Origin of the sequence: Paenibacillus sp. JJ1722 (assembly GCF_048282685.1) — a bacterium.
Classification (GTDB): Bacteria; Bacillota; Bacilli; order Paenibacillales; family Paenibacillaceae; genus Paenibacillus; species Paenibacillus polymyxa_B.
In genome coordinates this window covers 332946-358890 of the sequence record NZ_CP182500.1, presented here as the reverse complement: position 1 = coordinate 358890, position 25945 = coordinate 332946, and the positions used below count along the sequence as shown (strand labels likewise).

19 protein-coding genes are annotated in these 25945 nt (G+C 43.9%); 6 read left to right on the top strand and 13 right to left on the bottom strand.

Annotated elements, in window-relative coordinates:
• Positions 1-130 precede the first annotated feature (130 nt).
• From ACM1ND_RS01490 to ACM1ND_RS01470, 5 genes are all read left to right on the top strand, one after another.
• On the top strand, positions 131-2482 hold the full coding sequence (locus ACM1ND_RS01490) for a glycosyltransferase family 39 protein (RefSeq protein WP_316243203.1): 2352 nt from the start codon (positions 131-133) through the stop codon (positions 2480-2482).
• Between the two features lie 17 nt (positions 2483-2499).
• Positions 2500-3591, top strand: a complete 1092-nt coding sequence (locus ACM1ND_RS01485; RefSeq protein ID WP_160788965.1) for a glycosyltransferase family 2 protein — start codon at positions 2500-2502, stop codon at positions 3589-3591.
• Positions 3592-3594: 3 nt separating this feature from the next.
• Positions 3595-4017 (top strand): GtrA family protein, encoded by a 423-nt coding sequence (locus tag ACM1ND_RS01480; protein WP_071559449.1) that lies wholly within the window; start codon positions 3595-3597, stop codon positions 4015-4017.
• The gene (gene galU, locus ACM1ND_RS01475) at positions 4014-4895 is read left to right on the top strand and encodes a UTP--glucose-1-phosphate uridylyltransferase GalU (RefSeq protein ID WP_071559450.1); all 882 of its coding nucleotides are present in this window, start codon (positions 4014-4016) and stop codon (positions 4893-4895) included. Before ACM1ND_RS01480 ends, galU begins: the two co-directional genes overlap by 4 nt.
• Before the next feature lie 144 nt (positions 4896-5039).
• Entirely contained in the window at positions 5040-5867 is an 828-nt protein-coding gene (locus tag ACM1ND_RS01470) for a class I SAM-dependent methyltransferase (protein WP_023986635.1), read from the top strand.
• 166 nt (positions 5868-6033) lie between these two features.
• Here ACM1ND_RS01470 and ACM1ND_RS01465 read toward each other — a convergent pair whose 3' ends face one another.
• The 13 genes from ACM1ND_RS01465 to ACM1ND_RS01405 all read right to left on the bottom strand — a co-directional run bounded on the left by ACM1ND_RS01465 (position 6034) and on the right by ACM1ND_RS01405 (position 23168).
• Positions 6034-6780 (bottom strand): glycerophosphodiester phosphodiesterase, encoded by a 747-nt coding sequence (locus ACM1ND_RS01465; protein ID WP_069080765.1) that lies wholly within the window; start codon positions 6778-6780, stop codon positions 6034-6036.
• Positions 6781-6868: 88 nt separating this feature from the next.
• Positions 6869-7930 carry a hypothetical protein gene (locus tag ACM1ND_RS01460; RefSeq protein WP_023986633.1) on the bottom strand — a complete coding sequence of 354 codons (1062 nt, stop codon included), beginning with the start codon at positions 7928-7930 and terminating at the stop codon, positions 6869-6871.
• A gap of 24 nt (positions 7931-7954) precedes the next feature.
• Positions 7955-9850, bottom strand: coding sequence for an HSP90 family protein (locus ACM1ND_RS01455; RefSeq protein WP_338533132.1), 1896 nt, complete (start codon positions 9848-9850; stop codon positions 7955-7957).
• 420 nt (positions 9851-10270) lie between these two features.
• Positions 10271-11785 (bottom strand): alpha-N-arabinofuranosidase, encoded by a 1515-nt coding sequence (locus ACM1ND_RS01450; protein WP_025723872.1) that lies wholly within the window; start codon positions 11783-11785, stop codon positions 10271-10273.
• A gap of 349 nt (positions 11786-12134) precedes the next feature.
• Positions 12135-12917, bottom strand: coding sequence for a muscle M-line assembly protein unc-89 Uncoordinated protein 89 (locus ACM1ND_RS01445; RefSeq protein WP_418026959.1), 783 nt, complete (start codon positions 12915-12917; stop codon positions 12135-12137).
• Positions 12918-13364: 447 nt separating this feature from the next.
• Positions 13365-15212: an ABC transporter ATP-binding protein gene (locus tag ACM1ND_RS01440; protein ID WP_418026958.1), complete on the bottom strand. Its 1848-nt coding sequence runs from the start codon at positions 15210-15212 to the stop codon at positions 13365-13367.
• A gap of 66 nt (positions 15213-15278) precedes the next feature.
• On the bottom strand, positions 15279-16424 hold the full coding sequence (locus ACM1ND_RS01435; protein WP_418026957.1) for a hypothetical protein: 1146 nt from the start codon (positions 16422-16424) through the stop codon (positions 15279-15281).
• On the bottom strand, positions 16421-17110 hold the full coding sequence (locus ACM1ND_RS01430) for an ABC transporter permease (RefSeq protein ID WP_316243193.1): 690 nt from the start codon (positions 17108-17110) through the stop codon (positions 16421-16423). The genes ACM1ND_RS01435 and ACM1ND_RS01430 overlap by 4 nt, the downstream gene beginning before the upstream one ends.
• Positions 17111-17114: 4 nt before the next feature.
• Positions 17115-18002, bottom strand: coding sequence for an ABC transporter ATP-binding protein (locus ACM1ND_RS01425; protein ID WP_418026956.1), 888 nt, complete (start codon positions 18000-18002; stop codon positions 17115-17117).
• Complete coding sequence (papB, locus tag ACM1ND_RS01420; RefSeq protein WP_316243190.1) at positions 17983-19410, bottom strand: PapB family radical SAM/SPASM ranthipeptide maturase; 1428 nt, start codon at positions 19408-19410, stop codon at positions 17983-17985. The genes ACM1ND_RS01425 and papB overlap by 20 nt, the downstream gene beginning before the upstream one ends.
• Before the next feature lie 710 nt (positions 19411-20120).
• Positions 20121-20975, bottom strand: a complete 855-nt coding sequence (locus tag ACM1ND_RS01415) for a carbohydrate ABC transporter permease (RefSeq protein ID WP_023986622.1) — start codon at positions 20973-20975, stop codon at positions 20121-20123.
• Positions 20976-20993: 18 nt separating this feature from the next.
• Positions 20994-21878, bottom strand: coding sequence for a carbohydrate ABC transporter permease (locus tag ACM1ND_RS01410; protein ID WP_023986621.1), 885 nt, complete (start codon positions 21876-21878; stop codon positions 20994-20996).
• A 36-nt stretch (positions 21879-21914) separates the two neighbouring features.
• Positions 21915-23168: a sugar ABC transporter substrate-binding protein gene (locus ACM1ND_RS01405; RefSeq protein WP_034094959.1), complete on the bottom strand. Its 1254-nt coding sequence runs from the start codon at positions 23166-23168 to the stop codon at positions 21915-21917.
• A 601-nt stretch (positions 23169-23769) separates the two neighbouring features.
• Here ACM1ND_RS01405 and ACM1ND_RS01400 point away from each other — a divergent pair.
• The gene (locus tag ACM1ND_RS01400) at positions 23770-25932 is read left to right on the top strand and encodes a glycoside hydrolase family 3 N-terminal domain-containing protein (protein ID WP_418027971.1); all 2163 of its coding nucleotides are present in this window, start codon (positions 23770-23772) and stop codon (positions 25930-25932) included.
• Positions 25933-25945 lie beyond the last annotated feature (13 nt).

Genomic DNA, 25945 nt, shown 5'->3' with positions numbered 1-25945 from the left:
TGGCATGATAATAGCAAGCCGGTAGTTCACCGGGCCAAGATCAGAAGCGACTGGTCATTCCGCAGTCCTGAAGATAGCGGCTAGAACAACGGAATAAATACAAAGAATTTTCACAGGGAGTGGAATGAACATGATTAAGAAATGGTTTAAGACCAGGGCGGACATCCCCCTGATCATCATTATGCTGATATCCGCATTTTTGAACGGATACAACATCTGGCAAGACAAATATGTAAACACCTACTATACGACAGCCGTAGCAAGCATGCTACAGAGCTTCCACAACTTCTTTTTCGCCTCACTTGATTCTGCCGGATCGGTAACGGTAGACAAACCGCCTGTGGTTTTCTGGATTCAGACACTGAGCGCCTATATATTCGGGCTTCACGGATGGAGCGTTATCTTGCCACAGGCACTGGCTCAGGTCGGATCAGTCTTGCTCGTTTACTTACTCGTCAAACCGAGCTTTGGTACGATGGCCGCACGATTGGCCGCCTTCGCTATGGCAACGACACCGATAGCCGTAGCGGTTAGCCGCACGAATAACATCGACGCTATGTTGGTTTTCACACTGTTGCTCGCAACATGGCTATTGTTCAGAGGCATTAGAAATAGCAAAACCGGGCTGATCCTTGCTGCTTTCGCAGTCGTAGGCATCGCCTTTAACGAAAAAATGTTGCAAGCCTATATGATCGTTCCGGCATTGGGTCTGTTCTATCTGCTGGCCTCCAAGTTTAACTGGAAGCGAAAAGCAGTAACACTGGTAGGATCAGCAGTTGTCCTCCTGATCGTATCGCTCTCCTGGGCAGTCGTAGTGGACTCCACTCCGGCAGATGAACGCCCTTATATGGGGAGTAGCGGTACGAACTCTGTGCTGAATTTGGCCTTTGGTTATAACGGCCTGTCCCGTCTGACAGGAGATCAGGGTACAGGTGGCAATCGTGGCGGTGAACGCACGGATCGGAACAATAACGCTACAACGAATAGCAGCGATACGAACACAGATCAAGCTCAGACGACTACAACATCGGACAGCACTACCACTACGGATGACTCTGGTGCCAACAACATGGCAGCAGGCGGATTCGGTGCAGGTGGTCAAATGCCGCCGGGTGGATTTGGCGGCAACGGACAAGGTGGTCCTGGAGACGGGCAAGGTGGCCAGGGTGGTCCAGGCGGTGGACCGGGAGGAAATTCCGGTGGCGGCATGTTCGGCACTGGCGAAAAAGGACCTTTGCGGTTGTTCCAATCTTCCCTGTCAGGTCAAGCCAGCTGGCTGCTTCCATTCGCATTGATTGCTTCCATCGGTCTGCTTGCAAGCATTCGACGTCGTAATATCACACAAAAACACAAAGAGGTCATCTTCTGGCTGGCCTGGTTGATTCCCGTAGCTGCGTTTTTCAGCGTAGCAGGATTCTTTCATCATTATTACCTGATTATGCTCGCGCCACCAATTGCAGCGCTCTTTGGAGCAGGATTCGTAGAATTGTGGAAGCAGTATCGTGAGCGTTCCAACTGGCTCTCCTGGCTGTTACCCGCAGCAGTATTGGCAACCTCGGTATTTAGCTGGTTTGTTTTGCAAAATTACAACGATACCATTGGCAGCGGCTGGTCCATCGCGGTATTGATCCTAGGGATCATCGGCACGGTGCTGCTGATAGTAGCACGAATGAAATCTGAGAAGTTCACAAGATTCGCCATCATTGCAAGTGTACTCGCTATGTTTATCGGTCCTGCATACTGGGCATTGACACCGATCATCTACGGGGGGAACAGCATGATTCCACAAGCCGGACCCACTCAATTTGGCGGTGGTGGTGGCGGAATGCCGGGCGGCAATGATCGCAATAGAGGTCAGAGCGCCAATGGACAACAAGCCGAAGGAACTCAAACGAATAACCAGACCAATAATGCAGAGAATTCCAGTCCTGATGGAAATACTTCAAGCACACAAACAAGTACAGACACGGAACAAAAATCTTCTACCCGTTCCAGAGGAATGGGGGGACCCAACGGTAGCCAAAGTTTAGATCAAAAAACGTTGAGCTACTTGCAAAAAAATAACACAGGTGAAACCTACCTTTTCGCAGCAAGTAATTATTCAACGGCTGCTCCTTACCTGGTCGAGGCCGGACAAAAAGTAATTATTATGAACGGTTTTGTATCTTCCGATCCAGTCTATACCGTCGATAAAATCAAGGCGCTGGTCGAAAGCGGCCAAGTGAAGTACTTCATGATTTCTGGTGGAGGTGGCGGACCAGACGGCGGTAACTCTGAAGTCACTGCATGGATCAAAGAACACGGCAAAGTGATTCCTACAGATGAATGGAAAACAACAACAGGCGAAACAAGTACAGACGTTAAAGCAACCGAGAGCGGAAGCGACACCACGAACAGCAATGCGAACGCCCAGGATGGTCAAGGTGGCCCTGGCGGAGACGAACGTGGCGGAAGCGGTACTTTATACGAAATCACATTATAAATGAGGAGGAACTACGAATGAGTGAACCCATCCGTTATTCCATAGTTATTCCGATGTACAACGAGGAAGCCGTTATTACGGAAACCTACCGGAGGCTGAAACAAGTTATGGGCTCGATGGGTGAGCCCTACGAGCTGATCTTCGTAAATGATGGAAGTTCGGACCGCAGCGTCCAATTGATCAAGGAATTCAGTCTCAGAGATGACACCATTGTATTGATTGATTTCTCTCGCAATTTTGGTCATCAGCTAGCGATTACTGCCGGGATGGATTATGCGGTGGGGGAGGCGGTCGTCGTCATTGACGCCGACCTCCAGGACCCGCCGGAACTGATTGTTGAGATGGCTAACAAGTGGAAGGAAGGCTATGAAGTGGTCTACGCCAAACGACTCAAACGCAATGGCGAGACTCGCTTCAAGAAATGGTCTGCCAGCCTCTTCTACCGTGTACTTAAAGCATCAACGGATATTAATATCCCGGTCGACACCGGGGACTTCCGCCTAATGGATCGCAAGGTCATAGAAGAATTGAAACGGCTACCGGAAAATAACCGATTCGTTCGTGGACTGGTCAGCTGGATCGGTTTCAAACAAACTGCTGTAGAATATGAGCGCGACGAGCGGCTCGCAGGCGAAACCAAATATCCGTTGAAACGAATGATCAAGCTCAGTCTGGACGGGATCACATCCTTTTCGATTAAACCGCTCAAGCTGGCAGGGTATATCGGTGCACTTCTATCCATGTCCGGCTTCCTGTATCTGATGTACGTACTGTTTCTCAACTTTTTCACCGACTCCTATGTGATGAAGGGCTGGTCGTCTATGATTAGCATCAGCCTGATCTTCGACGGGGTGATCCTGATCATTCTCGGTATTATGGGTGAATATGTTGGACGCATTTATGACGAAACCAAAGCACGTCCGCTTTACATTGTCCGTGAGCATCTGGGTGGACAATACGAAAACGGTCCGACGCATGCTATGAAAGTCCCTGAACCCCGTGACTCCCTGTACATGAAAGGAGCCCGTGAGAGCCTGATTTCGACAGGACGCACAGTGCGCGGCAACAGTGCGGTATATACCGGACCCAAATCCGGTCATGGAGCCTAACCCATGAAAAGTCGCATGGCCCAGCTGCTTCCTATGATCCGATTTGGCATCGTAGGTCTGGTGAATACGGGTGTAGATTATATCATTTTTATGCTGCTGGCTTGGGGCGGAGTGCCGGTCATTGTAGCGCAGGTCATTTCGTACAGCTGCGGCACAGCCAACAGTTATATTTTGAACAGCAAATGGACATTCAACAAACAACTATCAAACAACACTAATAAGGGTCAATTACCTAAATTCATCATCATTAACCTCATCGTATTGGGGATAACCTCCTTATTACTGCAAGTGCTTCACACTGGAACCGAGTTGCCACTTGCTTTAAGCAAGCTGATCGCGACTGCAGCCGGAATGATCATCAATTATATCGGGAGCCGATACTGGGTATTCGGTTCCCCATCCCGAAAGGAAAGTGAGTTTCTATGAGAAAAATTACAAAAGCTGTTATTCCAGCCGCCGGATTAGGAACCCGTTTTCTACCAGCTACGAAAGCTTTACCGAAAGAGATGCTTCCCATCGTAGACAAGCCGGCTATTCAATATATCGTAGAAGAAGCCATCAAGTCCGGAATTGAGAGCATCATTATCGTAACGGGGCGTAATAAAAAAGCCATCGAGGATCATTTTGACAAGTCTGTGGAGTTGGAGCAGGTACTGGAGAGCAAGGGTAAATATGATCTCCTACGTGAAGTTCAAAGCATCGGGGGTAAAGCAGTCATTCACTATATCCGTCAAAAAGAACCCCTCGGCTTGGGACACGCGGTAAGCTGCGCTCGTCAGTTCATTGGCGATGAGCCCTTTGCCGTGTTGCTGGGCGATGATATTATGAATTCCTCCATCCCGGCGATTCGTCAAATGATGGATGTTTACGAAGCGACTGGCAAGCAAGTGGTCGGCGTGCGCACAGTGGAAGAACAAGATGTGAGTAAATACGGCATTATTGACTCCACTCACCAGAACGGTCTCATTCACGAAGTCGGCGGACTTGTTGAAAAACCATCTCCGGCAGATGCCCCTTCGCGGCAGGCAGTCATTGGTCGGTATGTATTGGAGCCTTCCATTTTCTCCATATTGGAAAACCTGTCCACTGGAGCGGGCGGTGAATACCAATTGACGGATGCTCTTCATCAAGTAGCGTTGCAGAACCAACTGCTCGCATTAGAACTGGAAGGCACACGTTATGATATTGGAGATAAAGCTGGATATCTGGAAGCCGTGCTCCACATGGGTATGCAACGCGAAGATTTGCGTCCAATGCTTGACTCCATGATGCGCGAGTGGGCGCTTGCTTCAATGATAAAATAGGGGGATTTCCTCCCTCCGAAATCCGACGGGTGCTGTGAAATCACGAGAGTAGATGGATGAACATGTAAAATTGTACACTATAGGAGTACAGCAGCATTTGAGTCTACACGGCCGCCCGGTCGATACTAAGGAGGAAAAGAACCTATGATCCCTGAAGGAAATCTGCAAAGTAATGTGGATCGTTTCAACGGTTTTGCCGACAACTACGATCAGCACCGCCCGGAAGCACCGTCACTCGTCGTGGAAATCATCAGCCGCTATCTGGAGCGAAACGTAGAGCTAGTTGCCGATATTGGCTGCGGTACAGGACTTTCAACTTTCATATGGGAAAACGCCGCTCGGCAAATCGTCGGTATCGAGCCTAACCCGGACATGAGAGGAAAAGCGCAGCACAAGCTGGAGACGGCAGGAACGACAAGGGCAGGAACCATTTCCTTCAAAAGCGGGTTCTCCAACAACCTGCCCTTTGAGGACGGAACTGTAGACGTCATCACCTGCTCTCAATCCTTTCACTGGATGGACCCCGAGAGCACGCTTCAGGAAGCGGGCAGGGTCTTGGCTCAGGGCGGCGTGTTCGCGGCCTTTGACTGTGACTGGCCTCCGGTGCTGCAATGGCAGATAGAGCAAGCTTATACAGAGCTTATCACCAAAGCGGATACCCTTTTAGAGCAGGAAGCCCCAGTAGAGCAACAAGCTCATAAATGGAGCAAGAATCAGCATTTGGCTAATCTGCACCGCAGCGGACAATTCCGATATACCCGGGAGATTGTCTTCCATAACCGTGAGCAGTGTGACGCAGCTCGTTATACAGGGCTCGCTCTAAGCCAAGGGGGTATTCAAAGTCTCTTCAAACTTGGCAATCGAGCGCTTGACGTCGATATAGCCCGCTTCGTGAAGCTGGTAGAGAATCATTTTCAGAGCAGAACACTAGACATCCTGTTCAGCTATCGTATGCGGCTCGGCATCAAGTAGAAAGGAATCAAGGTCATCGTGGATGATACGCTCTTCGGCTTAGGGCAAAAAAGACTCTCCCTCGCCTCGTAAAAACGAGTGCGTACAGGAGAGTCTCTTTTGTTCAATAAATAGCCACAGTCATATCCTTGCAAACCCTTAGTCACAGTTCCAATGTGTCTTCGACTTAGGAAGAGCGAACAGCCAATAAGTGCGCCAACCGGTCAGGATAGTCCGTGATGATGCCGTTCACCCCGGCCTCCAGCAGACGCTTCATTTCTTCTGGCTCATTCACCGTCCATGGGTGGTAGACGACGCCTAATGCCAAAGCCTCTGATACAGCTTCTGGCGTAACAACTTGTTTGTAGGCATGGAGTGCTGTTACCCCGAATTGGGTTGCATACTCGGATGGACGAACCATAATTTCGATATACAGCGCCCCCGTCTTGATTTCAGGAGCAAGCTGCGCACAGAGCGCCAGCGATTCGTGATTGAAGCTGGATATGATTACCCGCTGTTCCAATCCAAAACGCTTCACGGCAGCAATGACCTCTTCCTCCATACCCGGATAGAGATAAATGCTGTTTTTCAACTCCAAATTAATAATTGTATTCGAGGACTGGGCTAGTTCCAGTAGCTCATCCAACATCGGGACCCGCTCACCTCGGAATTTCTCATCAAACCAACCGCCCGCATCCAGTTTATTTAATTCTTCCAGCGTAATATCCCTTACATCCAGTGAGCAACCTGTCGTACGCTCCAGCGACTCATCGTGAATCAGCACCAGATGCCCATCTTGGGTACGCTGCACATCCGTTTCTATACCTGTTGCTCCCAGTTCCAAGGCGTGGCGGAATGCCGCCATCGTATTCTCAGGACATACACCTGAAGCTCCGCGGTGTGCGAAATTAATCACCTTTTCGGTTACAGTCACAACATAACCCCTCCTGTCATTTCACAGGAACATTATACCTGCTCATTGTTTGGGCTGTATAAAATATTCGTCACAGCTACCACTTCTTCTATGCCGTTTGAACAATTTTCCCGATCCAATCGGAATAAAACGTATTCCCGTTCCGTCGATCAAAATCAGCCGCCGCTGACTCTGCCAGTGGCCTAAAATACGCAATGATTTCTGTCAATGTGCGATCCTCTTTACCCCATTCCAAGGAAGCCGGCAACCGGATCAATCGTTTTTCTCCCGAAGTATCCAACTTTTGTAGCAGACTCACCATCGTCGCGTAAAAATACATCTGCTCCAGCCCGCTCTCATAGTCTAGCGCCATATGTAGATGACGCTCTACCACTTCGATTCCTTGAATCGGATCAGCAACCGCCAGATATTCGATATGCTCCGCTATCGTTTTCAGGAAGTCGCGGTCATCCCGAATTAGGCGATAGCCTTTGCGATGATTGTCCTTTGCCTGATCAACCTCGCCTTGACGATAAAGCGGCAACAGCACCTGCGAGAGCGTCACATGTGGTACTTCTGCACATTTCATCCGTCCCGACAAAATCGGTTTTGCCACGGCAAGCGCCTGCTCGTTTTCTCCAGTCAAGTAATAGAACCGTACCATCTGGCTCTGCTCACAGGCCTCACAATCACTCATACTGTCCGACTCAATCAAGCGGAAGGTATCCAGATACCGCCGTGCTTCATCCAGTTCACCCATGTCCATCGCGATGCGGAACTTATAATAGTAATATGGACGCTCATTATACCCGTATTCGGCATAACGTCTGCGCATATCCTCCGCCAGATCTTCTATTTGAGTCTTCGATATATTGGAAAAGCTGCACACCTTCCCGAGTATCCATTTGTAATTCCACAACAGCTCATCTGCGTCGTATTCCTCTGGATTTTGATCAAATTGGCCCAACTGCCACGAAAAAGCAATCAGCGACTTCAATGGATATCCGTTAAAAATAGCGCAGTCTACAATCTCTCCCCGGATTTCATAAGCGAGTTCCTTCAATCCGGAAGTATCTGCCAAGCGAACTGCTTCTTCCAGAATCGCCAGCTTTGCCGCCCCTCCGGGCAGATCCTGCGCCTGCTCCATCAAATCATATATCGTATCTTCCATTTGGCTCCCCCTATAATTACGCAATTACGAATTTTGTCCGTTCCCTAATCCCCAATTGATAAAATGTAGTACACTCCGATTCATCAGTCCCAACTCACTGCGGTTCATCGGGTAGTGCCCCATCATAAGCGCATTCACATACATCATTTCTGTAGCAGCCGTGACCATCTGCGTATCGGTAGCTTCAAGAATCCGCGCCACCACTGGGTTGTTCAGATTAAAGTATAAGGTGGAATAACCCGAATTCTGCTGGACTCCTGCTTTCAGACTATCAAGCACATTGGAAAAAAGTGAGGTTGTCTCCTCAACCGTGTTTTCCATGGAGCGCAAGGTCAGTGCATCCTGAGAAATGGTATACAACACTGGCAAACTCGCAGGCTCAAAACGCTTCAACTCAGCGCGGCAACGCATCGGCTGCAAAGCAGCATCCATGACACGTAGCACACCGTAATAATTCTCGCGTTCTTCCTGTGTTAGCCCGGTAAATGAAAGAGATACTTCCTCAGGGCTAAGACGCTCTGTTTGTAGGTTAGAGTCAATCCAATGCAGCTTTTCCAAAATGTCTGAATCATAAATATAGCCGCCATTGATCACCAACATGGATTGCGCCGCCGCCACATGCGTAATCTGACGATACTCATCTACTGTCGATGTGTAATGCAGTGGACGTCCGTCCGCCTCTTGGATCAGTTCTTTCAGCTCACGCCGCCCAAATGTACTTTCGAAGGAAAACCAACGGTACATTATCCGCAAAAATTCATCATCCTCCACGGCGAGCGCCTTCATGGACAGCTCATGCAAACGAATCCAGTGCTGCAAGCGGTCTGGCTCATACTGCGCCATGCGTAGCAGTTCTTCCCGAATACAGGTACCCAGTTCAGAACGAACATCGTCAAGCTGCTCATTTTCATAAAAATACTCACGTGATGCCGTTGGTTGCAATTCATCTGTCCAAATTAGGCTTTTAATGAAGAATGCCCATTCCGGCAAAACATTTTCCGCCTTGTCCGACACCAGCATATGCTTCAGATACACCCGATGCAGCCGCTTGCTGTTCAGATTAACACTGCGAGGCAAAATGAATGCAATCCCGCCTGTTCTGCCTGATGCCGTCCGCAACGGTATAAAATCACTGAAGCGCTCGCCCATCAGGCGATAGCCTAAATCCAGCACCTCACTACGGCGACTCCGCAATTGTTCGGGATCCTGCATCCAGCTCGTCGATGGAAGATTGACGCGCTTGGTCTCCCCGTCTACAGACAGCATGACCGGATACGGCAGCAACGCACCATAATAGATTAAAGACTCCTCTACATGCGCTGGCTCATAATAAAACTCACTTCCCGGCTTGCAGCGCAAATAAATTTGCGTCCCTACAGGCAGCTCGGTTTCCAATCGACGAATCGTATACGTCCCATCCGGCTTCCCTCTCCATTCCATGGAGATGCCTTCCTTCACCGAGCGGGTCAACACTACAATTTCATCGCTCACCATAAAGCAGGATAGTAACCCAATCCCAAAGCGTCCGATAAACGAAGTCTCAGAAGCCAGCAAATCGGCTCCCTTCTTGGAAGACTGACCAATAATCGACAAAAAACGGTGAATGTCTTCTTCTGACAATCCAATGCCGTTATCCTGAATCATCAATACCTGATGCTCCCCAGAACCAGATAACTCCACGATGACTTTACCTTCATAGTCGTTACTCTCAGAAGCTGTATCTCCAAGAGCCTTGTCTTCTTTCAATACTTTACTTTCAGCAGCAACCTTCCGCAGCTCCTTGCGAGCCGTGATCGCATCTGTTGCATTTTGCAAAACCTCACGTATAAACACTCGTGGACTGCTATATAAATGATTGGCCAAAATATCAATCATACCGCCCAAGTTCACTTGAAAACGATATTGGTCTGTCTGACTCATACAGATCATTCCTTTCTCGAAATGCTACAATCATCATCTGGTTTTAAATAGACTGTCTTTTAAAGTATAACGTGGATTTAAGTCGGATTACACACCCTGCATTTCAGATATCAATACGTTGACAACGATATAACAGGGTCTTTTTTCACCTAGGAAGTCTGGAACTGGGTCTAATTAACTTCATAAAAATGTACGGAGTACGAGCACTTAGTGAATAAAGGTCATCTTTGTCTAGTTAAATTTAGTAATAAACATAATATTTATTTAAAATCCACCCTTCTCTTAGAAACCTATATCTATGGAGGGACAAATGGCTCATTTTACGCAAAAAGCTCGCATTGCCGCTCTTGTAATACTCTTACAAGAGAGAATGCGAGCTTATTTAGATACAGTCGAAGCTGTACCTTTTACAGAAAGGAATTAATGAGACTTAGCGAGACGGATAACGTTCCACGATGCTTTGCCCAAATGAGCTTTTACAATTCCGTCTTCAAGCTTGGCGTTGCCGCCGTTGTGAGGCGTAACTTTTTCACCGGCTGGACTGTTGGTCGCTTTAAGATCATCATGCTCCAATACAGTATGCTCGACAATGCGGTAGCCTTCAAAACTGCGTACATCTACTGTCAACTCCAGCGATTCAGACAAATGACGGTTCACTGCAAAGACAGTCAGTGCGTCTCCCTCTTCATCATAAACTACAGCGCTGTCCAGATAAGGAATGTCTGTGAAGTCCTTGGAATCGTATTTTTCCGAATCTACGACAGGCATCAGCGATACCCCACGACCATAACGGGAGGCATGCAGATACGGATAGAAAATCGTTTGTTTCCACGCCTTTCCGTTATTCTCGGTCATGATTGGCGCAATAACATTGACCAGTTGGGCGAGGCAAGCCATTTTCACACGATCCGCGTGGCGCAGGAACGTAATCAACATGCTGCCTACCAACAATGCATCCTCAAAGTTATAGATATCCTCAAGCTGCGGTGGTGCCACAGACCACGGATCAATTTTTTTGTCCGCATCATTGGAGTGATACCATACGTTCCATTCGTCAAAGCTGAGCATCATTTTTTTCTTGCTGCGTTTTTTTGCTTTGATATAGTCACAAGTCGAAATGACCGTATGAATAAAATGATCCATATCCATAGAGCGTGCCAGATAATTAGCCGTATCATTGTCATGATTGCCGTAGTATTGGTGCAAGGAAATATAGTCCGCTACCTCATAGGTATGATCCAGCGTGGTTGCTTCCCATTCTGGGAACGTCGGCATCGTAGAACTGGAGCTGCCACAGGATACAAGCTCAATGTCAGGATCGATCAGCTTCATGGCTTTTGCAGATTCTACAGCCAGACGACCATATTCTTCTGCTGTCTTGTGACCAATTTGCCATGGGCCATCCATCTCGTTACCAAGACACCAGGTTTTAATCTTATGTGGTTGCTCTACACCGTGACTACGACGTAGATCACTCCAATAGGAGCCACCTGTGTGGTTGCAATATTCCACCAGATTACGCGCAGCATCAATTCCGCGCGTACCCAGATTAACCGCCATCATGACTTCGGAACCTACATCCTTGGCCCACTTGAAAAATTCATTCGTACCCACTTCATTCGGCTCGACCGTTCTCCACGCCAGCTCCAACTGTCTAGGTCTGGACGCGACAGGGCCGACACCGTCCTCCCAATTGTAACCGGATACAAAGTTGCCTCCCGGATAGCGTATAATAGGAACATCAAGCTGTTTTACCAACTCTTTAACATCATTTCGGAAACCGCTTTCATCACTAGTTGAATGAGTAGGCTCGTAAATGCCGCCATATACGGCACGCCCGAGATGCTCTACAAAAGAGCCATAAATGCGTTTATCGACTTCAGCAATACGAAAAGATTTGTCTACAATCATCTTTGCTTTTACAGCTGCTGCCACCTAAACCATCCTCTCTGAATGCGAAAATAAAATCCGTTGTACCACCAAAACTAAGAAGCCGTTTTATTTACGGTTTTAATATAACACACCATATTTATCATAGTCAACATTATTATTAAATACTTAATATATTTATTAACGTTAATGATAAACGATAAGCAATTGGTTACGTACTTCAAAATATTTCGTTTTATAAACAAACTTATTGAGTGAATAACCACTTTGCTAAATAGTAATAGTTGTTCTGCTGTTCATATTTCCATTAGAGTAAACGGAGGTGCTTTTTTGAACGATAGCGTTTGTCTGAAAGCACCCTCCTAATTTTCGTACTATACACATAATAGCCCGATCATACTGCAATATTCACCTTCGCACCTGCAGTCTTAGCTTCGTCTTTAGCTGAGTCCATATAGGCATGGAGCTCTTGTTCAGTCCACCTCCTACCAACCTCTATACTTGCTTCCTTCTCATCCTTTGGTTCATCTCGATCTGTTATCGTAGGTTCCTTATTCACTGCTTCACTAATGCGCTCGTTAATGTTCAAGGAAATCCCCATAATTTTCCCATTAATACCTTCTGCCTTCTCACGCAAAGTAGCTGACCTTGCAGGGTTAGTATTTTCCCAACCCTTAGCTTCGCTTTTTAACGTAATTTGTGCCATTTTATTGATTCCTGAATTCTTTAACTCGTTGTTTGCTGACACAATACTATGCATCGTATAAGTGATTAGACTTTGCTTTTGCTCCTCTGCAGTCTTGTGCGTATATTGTTCCTTTTTACCTTCTTGAGCTTCTCTTTTACTTTCCTCATCCATGCTAAAAAGTTTTTTTTGTTCTTCCATTAATTGTTTCTGAATGTTCTCGTCAATTTGTTGAATCTGCATATCTATCTTTTCCATTTCAGCTTTTACAGCCTCCGGACCGAGGCCACGTTTTAGAGCATTACTTATATAGTCCGAACGCCTCTCCATCAAATTTTGCTTTTGCTCTGTTAATTTTTGAATAACCTTGTTTTGCGGCTTACCTATACTCTTCCTTTCAGTCTGACTGGAAATGGGATGCCGTAGTTCAAGTCGATTGTTATCTGTGGTGCGGAACGGCGATTGGTGAGATGATGTAAACGATACATTCATCCTAAAACCTCCAATTCTCTTCTGATAAGTGATTCTAGAAATATATCGGTTTATTTAGTATTATTTTGTATGTTTTTTCATCATTTTCACAAATACTTTATTCTTGTTCCACTGCTAAGCAGTCCTTTATCGTCTAACAAACTGTTATATGTAAGCAACCCCTCCCAATATACGCTTCCTGTGTCTTCCTTGCTATCAAATATAATATCTCCGTTAGAGCTACAACGACTCACATCTACAGACTGAAAAGAAAAATTCTTACATTGTCCCATCAATATTATCTAACTATTAAATAAATATATACAAATAAGCGGAGCCCCTCTTCCAAAGAGAAGCTCCGCTGTTCGTTCTTGGGACTATAACTTGTGTATTCTACATAGTCTACTTCTCTAGGTAAAAAACAATACTGTTCGCAGTCCAAATATATGCCGGAATCCCTTTACACAGTTAGCGTGCATCATTAGTAATTAGCGCTTCCTGGAATGTATTAATTTCATCAGAGAATAAATCATAGTAAAGCCCTTGACTTTCAATTAGTTCTTGGTGAGTTCCTTCTTCTATAATCTGCCCCTTATCCAGAACTAAAATTTTACCTGCATATAAAACAGAGGTATAACGATGAGAAATGTAGAGGCAAAGCCTATCAATAACAAAATTTTGAAATTGGCGAAATACTTGTTTTTCTGATTCTGGATCAAGAAATGAACTTGGCTCATCTAATACGTAAACGTCAGCATCTTTGAAGAGCGCTCTGGATATAGCTATCTTTTGCCATTGCCCTCCTGAAAGCTGTATACCCCCTTCAAAGTTTCTTCCTAGCTGTTGTTCTAATTGATTAGGCAAATCTCGTATTACCTTATCTACTCCTGTTTGTTGTGCCGATTTCCATATCCTAGTATCAAAATCAAGATGTTCTATACTGCCAAAACCTATATTTTCTCTTACTGAAAAATCGAATTGAACAAAATCCTGAAAAATAACACCTATTTTTTTATAAAGTACTTCTTTATGATAATTTCGAATCGAGATAGAATTAATTAAAATATCCCCTTTAAAATCTTCATATAATCCCATTAAAAGTTTTATCACCGTTGTTTTCCCTGATCCATTCCTACCCACTAGAGCAAGAGGTTCACCACACTTCATTTTAAAACTTATATCTTTTAGGGCCAATTCTTTTTGATCTGGGTAGGCAAATGAAACATTTTTAAATTCTATGCATTCTATCGTAGAATCAGCTTGTATATCTGATTCTCTTAGCAACATACTAGAACTGTCTTGTTTATGTTTTATGTTAAAAAAAGCGAATAATTCATCTAGATACAGATTATGATCACACAATGAAATCAATCCTTGAGATACTGTGTTAATATTTTGATTAGCTAATAATACTGCTTGAACTAATGCATAAATACTGCCAACGAGAAAATCTTCTTTCCACGCTATTTGTATAATCGAAATCAAAGCAATGGCTATAAATAATGTACTTATTACTTGAAAAGACAAATATAACGCAATACGTTTTTTGGCTAAATACTTATCCTCTTTGTAGAAAACATCAAAAATCCCCTTATATTTTGCTGTAAAGTAGTCACTAAGTTGATACAATACGATTTCTTTAAAAGACTTCTCATTAGTCAATAAGTAATTAATATACCTGGATTTACGTTGTAAAGGAGCCCGTTTTTTCTTGGCTACATATTGAATTTGCGTGAACCTCAATAAAGAATAAAAAGATGCTAGGGGGGAAACAACAAGAATGAGTAAGATCCACCATCTGAATGCTATTAAAATGGCGATACTAGAGCATAACGTAACCATGGAACTTAACAAATTAATGAGTTCTTTATAAATCTGAATAGGTCTATCTATTGAGTCGTTTTGTACTCTTTTGAGTTGATTATGTACTTGCGGACTTTCAAAATCCGCAAGACTAAATGTTGATGTTTGTGATACTATTAATGTTTGTAATTTATTTATCAGTGAAATTTGGAACAATTTATCCGAATATTCAATTATACTTGAAATGAGCAAACCAGAAAACATCACAAGAATTACAGGGAACACTGCGCTTATTTGAAGAGTATGCGATAATGTTCTAGTCTCTATTTCAGAAACCAAATACTGTATGGAAAGAAGGTTGGCAATCGGGAGTATTCCTTTTAGAAAATAACCAAAAATGATGATAATAAAATAGATAGGTTCTGTACTCCATAATAACTTAGTTAACTTCGGCCAATATTGGAATGAATGAAATATAGCTCTTATATTCAAATGGTCTGCCTCAGGTTCCATGCATTCCATCCCTTTCTTTTATATCTATTATTATCGGTTCTTCACGAAATCCCGCTATTTTAGCTCTCAGTCTCCCTGAAGTGTATAGACATTTCCGGGATTTTTTCTGCGAACTTCCACAACAATATCACTTTTGACGCGCCTAAATACGTCCACTTGCTCATTGGACAAGTGAGTTGATTGCGGCAAAATGTAATCAATCCACTTACTAGCCCAATCCATCCCACGATTGAATTCTAAGAGCTTATTTGAATAAATATTAATTTGAAGTTCATTATGATGGTGTACTATTATTTCCGGTTCGAGTGATGACATGGAGTGCATTCGGGTGATTTGCAAGGTATAGCGAACCGGGTGTGTCTCCTTTTTCTTAGCCACTTGATACAGCGTTTCAAAGAGGGTGGCAAATTGCTTTGCTTGATACGAACTAATCCCCTTATACTCTACTTGTGTTTGTCCCACTGTTATTTTTTGAAACGATGATGTCTGTACATTCTCATTAAATAGCCTCTCATATCCCCACACGCCAATCAGTAGGCTACAGGCAAGGACAGTACTAATCCAAGGGATTATAGACTTTTTGCCGCCTCCGCGCCGACTGGATAACAATGTGCCTAATCCGTAAAATAATAAACTACATCCTAAGAGTCCAAAGAGATTTCGCCAGTTGATCATATAGGGGTTGAATATATTCACTACAGGAGATATGTAACGAAATTTTTCATTAAAAGACCAGGAAACTAAACCTATAGGAAGGTAAAAAGCAATGAGAAAAGTGAAGGCCAACCCATAATGCTTTACTACCTGCCCCAACAAGAGACCCAACATCGACGAAAAAACGCTAGAAAAAAATACAATGATAACCAAATTCCATAATGACACATGAGCGAATGATTTCCATAAAAGTCCTACCATCATGAGCAAGAGAGGAAACGAAAGAATTAAAGAAACATAAAGCTGGTAAATGATTAGACGGTAATTAGGTAAAACAGAAATATATATATACGGTTCTGTACGATGACGATTATGTATACTCGCAATCTGCAAAGAAAAGAAAGCTACAAACAACAAGTTAACACTATAAGTTACTGAAATACCTTCATTCATAAATAAATTAAATAAAATAACCACACTTAAGGAAATGAGCAAGATTACTGCTTGTTCTCTTCGGAGCAAAAGCTGCAGCCAGAAACGAACTATAATTCCATTCATTCTTGTACCCTCGCCATCCATAGATGATTACTGACTTTCATCAATACCCACATAAGCAAAAATAGGAATATTCGCCCGAAAGCAAACGACCGTGTAAAGAAATTGGAAATAATCCAATCTGGATTAAACCAGATTGAAATGTAGGGCAAGTTGATAGTAATACTGGTTAAAAGGTAGACGAGCATTACAATGTTCACATACAGTTGTTTACGTAAGAGCAAGTTCAATATGACGGTAACTTGAACAGAATATCCCATAGTTGCTACACCCGCTACTGTTAGATGAAGCAGCGTCAAGAATGGAGCCTTACCATGAGTCGTCCATTGAACTACACAAATCATAGCTAAAGCGACAAACTGAAATAAGCAAACCACTCCCCATAATACACAACTCTTACAATAAAAATATTGGGCTCCTTTATGCAATTTAGGCATAATAACAGAAGAGATCATTTTTTGCTTCTCGCCATCATAAAGAACAGAATACATTAGCGGCATTAGTAATATGGTAAAGAACATTTGTCCATGATGCAAAAATATCCATAACTCGTTATTCTTATTCCCTGCTCCTAGATATAAAAATAAAGGAATTAAAAAACAAGAGAACGTTAGTGCTATAAAAAACACTACACTTTTCTTCATTAGCAAAACTTCAAATTGAACTAGGGCTCTGGTTACTTGTCCCATTCTGTTAACTCTCCTCCAGATCGGAAATGTACAGATACGCATCCTCAAGATTAGCCGTTTCAGGTGTGACTTCTGTACAACAATCTGGAGGGTGGTTACACAATAATCGAGCCTGAATTCTTCCTTCCTTCCGCACAATGGAGGTGATTCGAGCTTGTTGGCTTAATTGTTCCAATTGACGCTTTCCAACATCAACCAACCATACTTTACCCTCGACAGTTCGAATCATATCGTCTATAGCCCCTTGATACAGACAACGGCCTTCTTTTAAAACGAGTAGTTTGTCACATGTGCTTGAAACGTCAGGAACAATATGAGTAGATAACAATATAATCCGGTCTTCTCCATAATTCTGAAGCAAGTTCCGAAAAGCAATTCGTTCTTTGGGGTCCAGTCCAACCGTAGGCTCATCAACAATTAACAACTTAGGCTGTCCTAACATAGCTTGGGCAATTCCTAAGCGCTGCTTCATTCCCCCAGACAGCTGTTTTATTTTTTTATGAACTTGATCGATAAGTCCCACCTCAATTAATCGCTGTGATGTCTCCTCTTGAATATGACGCTTACCTTGAATACCTTTTAAAGCCGCAAAATAGTTCATAGATTCCATAATCGTTACATTTGGAAAAAAATCAAAATGCTGCGGCAAGTAACCCAGTAAAGAACGAATAGCATCCGGTTCTTTTTTCAAAGAATGTCCGAATACTTCAACTTCCCCTCGGTCGAATCTAAGTAAAGTGGCAAGAATTTTCATTAAAGTGGTCTTACCCGCCCCATTGTCTCCTAGCAGTCCGAATATACCATTATCAATGTGGAAATGGAGCTCGTTAAGTACTTGGTGAGAACCATATGACTTACTTAAAGCTTGAATATCAATTGTCAAATGAGACATCCTCCAATAGTTGCTCTCGCTGCCGCTTAGCAGAGAACAGGTTTTTCTTGTCTTCTTTAGTTAATCGTAAATACAATTTCATACAATCCATTATTGTACTACGAGTAAAGTTACAGTATCTATTCACCGGCTCATTAATCGAACCACTAAGCACCATATTTTCTTGAGGACAACCTCCACCACATAGATTCTTAGCCCAACATTCTCCGCATACAGTTCTCTTCTCTAAACGCATCTCACTAAGCATGCCACTCTTCTTTCTTACATCCACCCCTTCTCTTACATTCCCTAAAGAATAATCCTTTTCATTAACAAATCGTTGACAAGGATAAAGATTACCGTGCACATCAACGGCAAGCATATGCGAGACCGCCCCACAAAAATAATCTCGCTTAGAAGAAGAATGAATCATCTTCAAGTATTTTAGAATGTTCGATATTTGACGTGCTTCCCCATATTTTTTAGCCTGAAGTAAAGATTCAAAATGAACAACCAATTTGGTGAATTCCTGTGCATACTTCTCAAAGTCTTCCTCACTAAGCATCTCGACTGCAGGATACATCGCAACTTGGCGAATACCAATCCCCATTAAATGTGTAAGTGTATGTGTTATATCCAATTGTACTGGTGAAATCGTAGCTCTTGCTGTTATGACACCTTTTTTCCTTAAACTTTCTGTTCTATTTAAAATGATTTCATAGGTACCTTTTCTGTTCTGATAATATCGATTGAAATCGTGCGTCATTTGATCACCATCTAGACTTATCTGAATAGAAACATGATGATCTAATAAGAAGTTTTCAATTTCTTTGGAAATCAAGGTGCCGTTCGTTGTCATACTATATGTAACACGTTTATTTGATTTTTCTTGTTTTAGCTTAGTGTAGGCTACAACTTCTTTAATAACTTCAATGTTCAGAAGTGGCTCCCCTCCAAAAAAGCAAATATTCAGCTCTTCTTCTTCGCCAGCATGATCAAACAGATAATCAACTGCTTTTAATGCTGTCTCTGTGTCCATTCGTCCTCGATCATTATACTCTCCGTCTCCTCCATAACAGTAAGAGCATCTTAGATTACACTCTTGAACCAGCATAAGAATTATAGATGATAGACTTACTTGCTCATCATTGCAACTTTTACATTCCTTTTGAATAGACGAATCTTTATTATGATATATAACCGATGCTTCTTCCAGACTGGCTAATAACCTATCTACCTCTGCTCTACCGGAACGATGCTTAAGTAATTCATATATTTCTTCAATTTCCTTACCTTCGCTATTACATATATCTACTACGACATCATCAATCTGAAAAAGCCCATTTGTTTTTATATTATATAAGTATAAATTTTCGTTTTCTTCTATGATTTTGATGGGATTTATTTTAAATGGAACACTAAACACCATTAATCACCCTTTCAAAGTTAGAAAATAGGAGGAAGCCCAAGAAAATCAGTTCCCAGACCTCCTAATTGAATGCCTTGTGTTTGAAAGACCTATTGTTGTGAGTGTTACTTCAATCAATCACTATCATTATTAGTACACCAATGGCCACTTTCTTTGCTACAAAACCAATCCCTAGCATCACAATTTACACAACGATCATGTGTATCACAAAGAACGCAAGTCATAGGAGAAACACTGCCTTCAGCTGCTTGGTTAATAGGATCGAACAATTTGATTCACCTCATTTTTTATATTTTTTTCATTTATTTTCCAATATAATCATTTTTTTCGTTACACTCTATACTTTTTTTGAAGTAATTATGTAAAATTTGTTAACATATTATTTTTGAAATATTTTCAATTAAATATAATAAAAGTATAGTTTGCTTTGCCGAAAAATACCGGGTCGTTGTTAATGTAATGCATACCCTAATGATTCTGGAGGCCGCAACTTTTATTCACCTTCGTAACACGCAATCTGAATTCTAAATCTTTCGTTCTCCCGTTCTCCATATATAAACAAAACCTAATGCAGCTTTTAAGAATGAATGTGAGCTGGTCAGGATTTTCTAATTTTTCTATAAAACAAAAACACAAAAAAAACGGAGGGCTTCTTTGGATTAAACTTTGAAGTCTCCGCTTTTTTTGTGTTTATCAATCATACTACACTATTACTTAATCCCCGAAATCGTATAGTTCTCAATAATATACTTTTGGAAAACAATGAAGATAATCATGATCGGAACGACCATGAAGGTCGAGCCTGCCATTTGAAGAGCAAATTGACTTTCGTTCTGCCCCTTGAGCAGTGACAGCCCGACGGACAAGGTGTACAGCTTCTCATCGTTCGCAATAATGAGCGGCCACAGGAAGCTATTCCATCCACCAATAAAGGTTAAAATGGCCTGTACTGCCAGAATTGGTGTCGAGATAGGCAATACGATTTGCAGAAAAGTACGGAACTCCCCTGCTCCATCAAGACGTGTCGCCTCCAGCAGTTCTTCCGGGATATCGGACATGAACTGCCGGAACAGGAAGATCGCGAACGCACCTACCAATCCAGGAAGGACAATCCCTAGCATGGAATTGGTCAATCCCATCTGGTTCAGGATCAAATAGACGGGAATCATCGTCACTTGACCTGGAATCATCATCGTTGCCAGTACCAGGTAGAACAGAAACCCTTTGCCTTTAAATTGGAATTTGGCAAAGCCATAACCCGCCATGGCATTCAGGAATAATCCGAAGAAGGAAGCTAAAACAATGATCAGCGTATTCGTCAGATAGGTTCCAAAAGCCATGCTATCGAATAGTAATTTAAAATTATCCAGTGTAAAATGCTGCGGCCAGATGGTCGGAGGAATTTTGGTTACCTCACCCTCTGTCTTAAAGGAGGATAGAATCATCCACGCAAAAGGCAGCACCATCAACAGACCTCCCACGGTCAGGAGAATCGCCACGAACCATTGAAATGTTTTTTCACCACTGCGCGTATTGGCGCGGGCTTGCTGAACAGCTGTTTTCACGCTCATCACCTCTCTCTATCAGGACTCCGCTTTATTCTGCAAACGGAACTGAATCAGCGTCACCGCGATGATCGCGAAGAACAGAATGAACGATCCCGCCGCGGCATACCCGAATTTACTAAATTGGAAGCCGTTATTGTAAATGAACAGGGATGCTGTCAGCGTGCCATCGAGCGGCTTCCCTTTAGTCATGACAAACGGTTCCTCGAAAAATTGCAGCCAGCCAATCATCGTCGTGATGGACACGAAGAAAATAGCGTAACGAAGCTGCGGAAGCGTAATATAACGAATTTGCTGCCATGTATTGGCACCGTCAAGCTGAGCCGCTTCATAATAAGAACCCGGAATCCCTTTAATAGCCGCAATAAAAATAATCATGTTTAAGCCTATGCCCCGCCAAACTGCCAACACAATCAACGAAACCTTCGCTACTGTTGGATCGGTCAGCCATGGGACGGGACCTAAATTCATTAAACCAAGTACATAGTTGAATAATCCAAGCGTCGGATTATATAGATAGCTCCAAACGACTGCGACCGCAACCACATTCGTTACGGACGGTAGATAGAACACGACGCGGAATACTTTAAAAGCACGTGATTTACCCATGTTAATCAGAATCGCGATGCTAAGTGAAAATATCAGCACCAACGGAACACCGATGATGACGAAGAACAGCGTATTACCAAGGGACTTTATAAAGGAAGGGTCCAAAAGCACGTTCGTGTAATTTTCCAATCCTATAAAGCGAATACTTTCATAATTAACGAGTCCGGACAGATCCATATCCGTGAAGCTGATCACGAGCGCCAGTAGTATCGGCAACAACGAAAACAGCGTTAACAGGATGATGGAGGGACCGATAAACAAGTATGGCGCAAGCTTCTGCGAGCTTCCTTTCATGCCTTCACTCCCTTTGACAATGGCGGATATGGATCATTATTTTTTCATAATACTTGCAGCCTGCTGATTAAAGTCATCCATTTCCTTCTGTACGTCCGCTTGACCACGGTAAACACGCTCAAAGCTCTTGATGAATTGTTGAGAAACCTCTTCCCATGCTGCCAGTTGCGGCAATGCTGCGGAATGGTCCAGCTGTTTACGAATAGTTTGAAGCATCGGATCACTCTTAAGCTTGGCGTCTTCCCACGATTTAGTAGCCGCAGGCAAGTTACTGGACAGTTCCATCCATTTTAGCTGCGTTTCTGGTTTGCTCATGTAAGCCATGAATTTGGCCGACTCCTCTGGGTGCTTGCTGAATTGCATAATTGAAAGGTTCGCTCCACCCAAAACGGACAGGTTGTTTACTTTGCCAGGAAGCTCCGCTATATTCCACTTACCTTCCAGTTCTGGTGCCTTGCTCTTGATTTCTTTAATCATAAAAGGACCACTGATAAACATTGGAACGATACCATCACCTTGCAAACCTTGAACAGAATCAATTCCAATATCCACTGCGTTAGAGCCATTTTGGAAAAAGGTATTCAAATACTTCACAGCATCTACAAACGGTGGTTGGTTGAACAGCGGATTGCCCTGCTCGTCAACCAGTTTGGAACCGTTCTGGAGAGCAAACATAAAGCCCATAGACTGCTCCTTTGCACTAAAGGAGATACCATATTTGCCTTTGCCCCGAGCCGCCAGCTTTTGGGCAGCATCGGAAAGCTCTTCCCACGTTTTAGGTGCTTCATTATATCCGACTTGTTTCAGTAGGTCGGAACGATAGAACAAAACTCTCGTTTCAGTGTACCAAGGCACACCGACCGGTTTCCCTTCAAATTTTGTCGTACCTACAGCACCCTCGAAGAAATTCTTCGATTCCAGTTCAGGATACTTGCTGATATAAGGGGTAATATCCGTCAATGCACCCGCAGACGCAAGCTCCGGTACCCATGACGTGCCCAATTGGACCACATCCGGACCAGACTTCGAGGCAACAGCCGTTAGCAATTTATCGTGAGCGTTATCCCAAGGTAACGCCTGTACATCGACGTGAATATCTGGATTTTCTTTCTCAAAATCTTTTACAATTTCAGGCAGCAGCTTTCCTTCCGCTCCCATGCCCCACATGGTGATGGTCGTCTTGCCGTTCGCATCTTTACCGGACGAATCATCCTTGGACGAACAACCTACCAGCGCGCCCCCCAGTAATAAGGTGCTTGCCAAAATGATCCCCAACGTTCTTTTCATCATACGAATTCCTCCCGAGATGATCGGTTTACCGATCATGCAATATGATAACGGATTCAAATACGAGGATTTTGCGAAAATACAATTAGCGACTTCCAATGAACAATATATAGAACGAAATGGTCTCGTTCATCTATATATTGCATTTTGGAGCGACTGGAATCGAATCTTGCAAAATCCTGATGCATGTAAATACATAGCGATTAAAGCATACCGCTATAACACTTATGTTCAAAGCACAAGGACCATACCCGTCAATAGAAACGTTTCGATAGTCATTATAGAACAAATTGAAACCGTATTCAATAGGAATATTATATTTTATTCGCTCAGAATCCCGACTTTTTTTCGTTTATATCATCTTTATTACGTTATTTAGCCTATGAAAACCCCCTGAATTGGATTTGACTCTCCATTTGAAAGCGTATATAATCCAACTGAGTTCAACAATAGAAACGTTTCGATTAATAATACGACAGAATATTATGCTTCTATACTAGCTATTAGCCTGTTCAGCACTTTTTTGAATCAATTTTATCCAAAAAATCTCATGAATCTGAAAAAAAGAGCTGTCCACCAACAATACAGCTTATGGAGGATTATGATGGAACAACACCTGAATTCCTATTTAGAAAACATGACGCTTGAAGAAAAAGTCGATCAACTGCTACAGCTTGTGGGTGCCTTCTTTGAAGAAGCGGGAACGGATAGTCAAATTACTGGCCCCATGGCTTCTCTCGGCATCACAGAGGAAAATGTCCATAACGTCGGTTCCGTGCTTGGTATCGCAGGGGCCAAGGAAGCGATTCGTGTTCAGCAGGCTCATTTGAGTAAAAATCGTCTGGGTATTCCGCTTTTAATTATGGCAGATATTGTACACGGCTTCAAAACGATTTTCCCTATCCCGCTGGCCATTGGTTGCTCATGGGATATGCAACTTGCAGAAGAGAGCGCTACCATTGCAGCCCGCGAGGCGGCTGTATCCGGTGTTCACGTCACATTCGCTCCTATGGTCGATCTGGTGCGTGACCCGCGCTGGGGCCGTGTGATGGAATCTACAGGGGAAGACCCTTACCTCAACAGCGAATTTGCTCGTGCGTTTGTGCGCGGGTTTCAGGGTAAAGATCTGACGAACGATACCGACCGGGTGGCCGCATGCGTGAAGCATTTTGCCGCATATGGAGCTGGCGAAGGCGGACGGGATTACAACACTGTAGATGTATCCGCCTGGCAGCTGCGAGAGTATTATCTCCCCTCCTACAAAGCTGCTTTAGATGAAGGCTGCGAAATGGTGATGACGTCCTTCAATACCGTAGAAGGCGTAGCCGCAACGGGCAATAAGCGCCTGATGCGTGATTTGCTTCGTGATGAATGGGGCTTTGATGGTGTACTCATCTCGGATTGGGCCGCCATCAAGGAGCTTATCCCTCACGGCATCGCCGAGGATGAGCGCGAGGCAGCGATGAAAGCACTGCTGGCTGGCGTAGATATTGAAATGATGACCTCCTGCTATAACGGGCATCTGCCTGAGCTGGTTCGCAGCGGACAACTGGATGAAGCGCTCATTGATGAAGCCGTGATGCGTATATTGAAGCTCAAGCAAAAGCTGGGCTTGTTCGAAAATCCGCTACGCGGCGCAGACCCTGAGCGTGAACGTGAAGTTGTGTTCTGCGAAGCTCACCGTACGGTTGCCAAAGAATTAGCTATTAAATCTTGCGTGTTGCTCAAAAATGATTCCGTTCTTCCATTGAATCGCAATCAACATATTGCGTTGATCGGACCTTTTGCAGAGAGCGGTGATATCCTGGGCTCTTGGTCGTGGAGTGGTTCACAGGAGGAAGCTATTCGCGTTGTTGACGGATTCCAATCGAAAATATCCTCCTCGCTGCTCACGGTTGCGGCAGGTTGCTCTATCGACGATATAACTGAGGAGCAATATGCGGAAGCTCTGCAAGCAGCCAGCCAAGCAGAGGTTATCGTGTTGGCGCTTGGTGAGCGCTCCGATATGAGTGGTGAAGCAGGCAGCCGTTCCAATATTCGCCTGCCACAAGCCCAGTTGGAACTAGTGAAGCGCCTGAAGACGCTGAACAAGCCTATGGTAGCCGTATTATTTAATGGTCGTCCGTTGGATCTGCACGGTGTCATTGAAGAAGCAGACGCCGTATTGGAAGCCTGGTTCCCTGGTGGTGAAGGCGGCGCGGCGATTGCCGAATTGTTGTACGGTGATGCCGAACCTACGGGTCGCCTGACCATGTCATTCCCGCAATCGGTCGGACAGGTGCCCGTGTACTACAATCATTTTAATACGGGACGCCCGCAGTTAGATCCGAATACAAAAGAACGCTACGTGTCCCAATATCTAGACGTACCAAACGAACCTTTATTCCCGTTCGGCTATGGACTGAGTTACACCGATGTAGCCTATGACAGCGTACAGCTTTCCGGCGATACCCTTATACCTGGTCAGGAACTGACCATTAAAGTGCAGGTAACGAACACAGGAACACGTCCGGTCGAGGAAACCGTCCAGTTCTATGTTCGTGATATCAGCGGTGATACGGTTCGTCCAATGAAAGAACTGAAAGATTTCTGCAAAGTCCTTCTTGCCCCAGGCGAAAGCCGGGAAGTTGAATTTGCATTGACCGAGCCTCAGCTGCGCTATCATCATGCAGATTTGAGCTTCAGTAGTGACAGCGGTGAATTTGCCGTCTTTACAGGACCTAACAGCCGAGATACTAGTGAAAGCCGTTTTCGGTTAATGAAATAAACAGGAAAGTGAG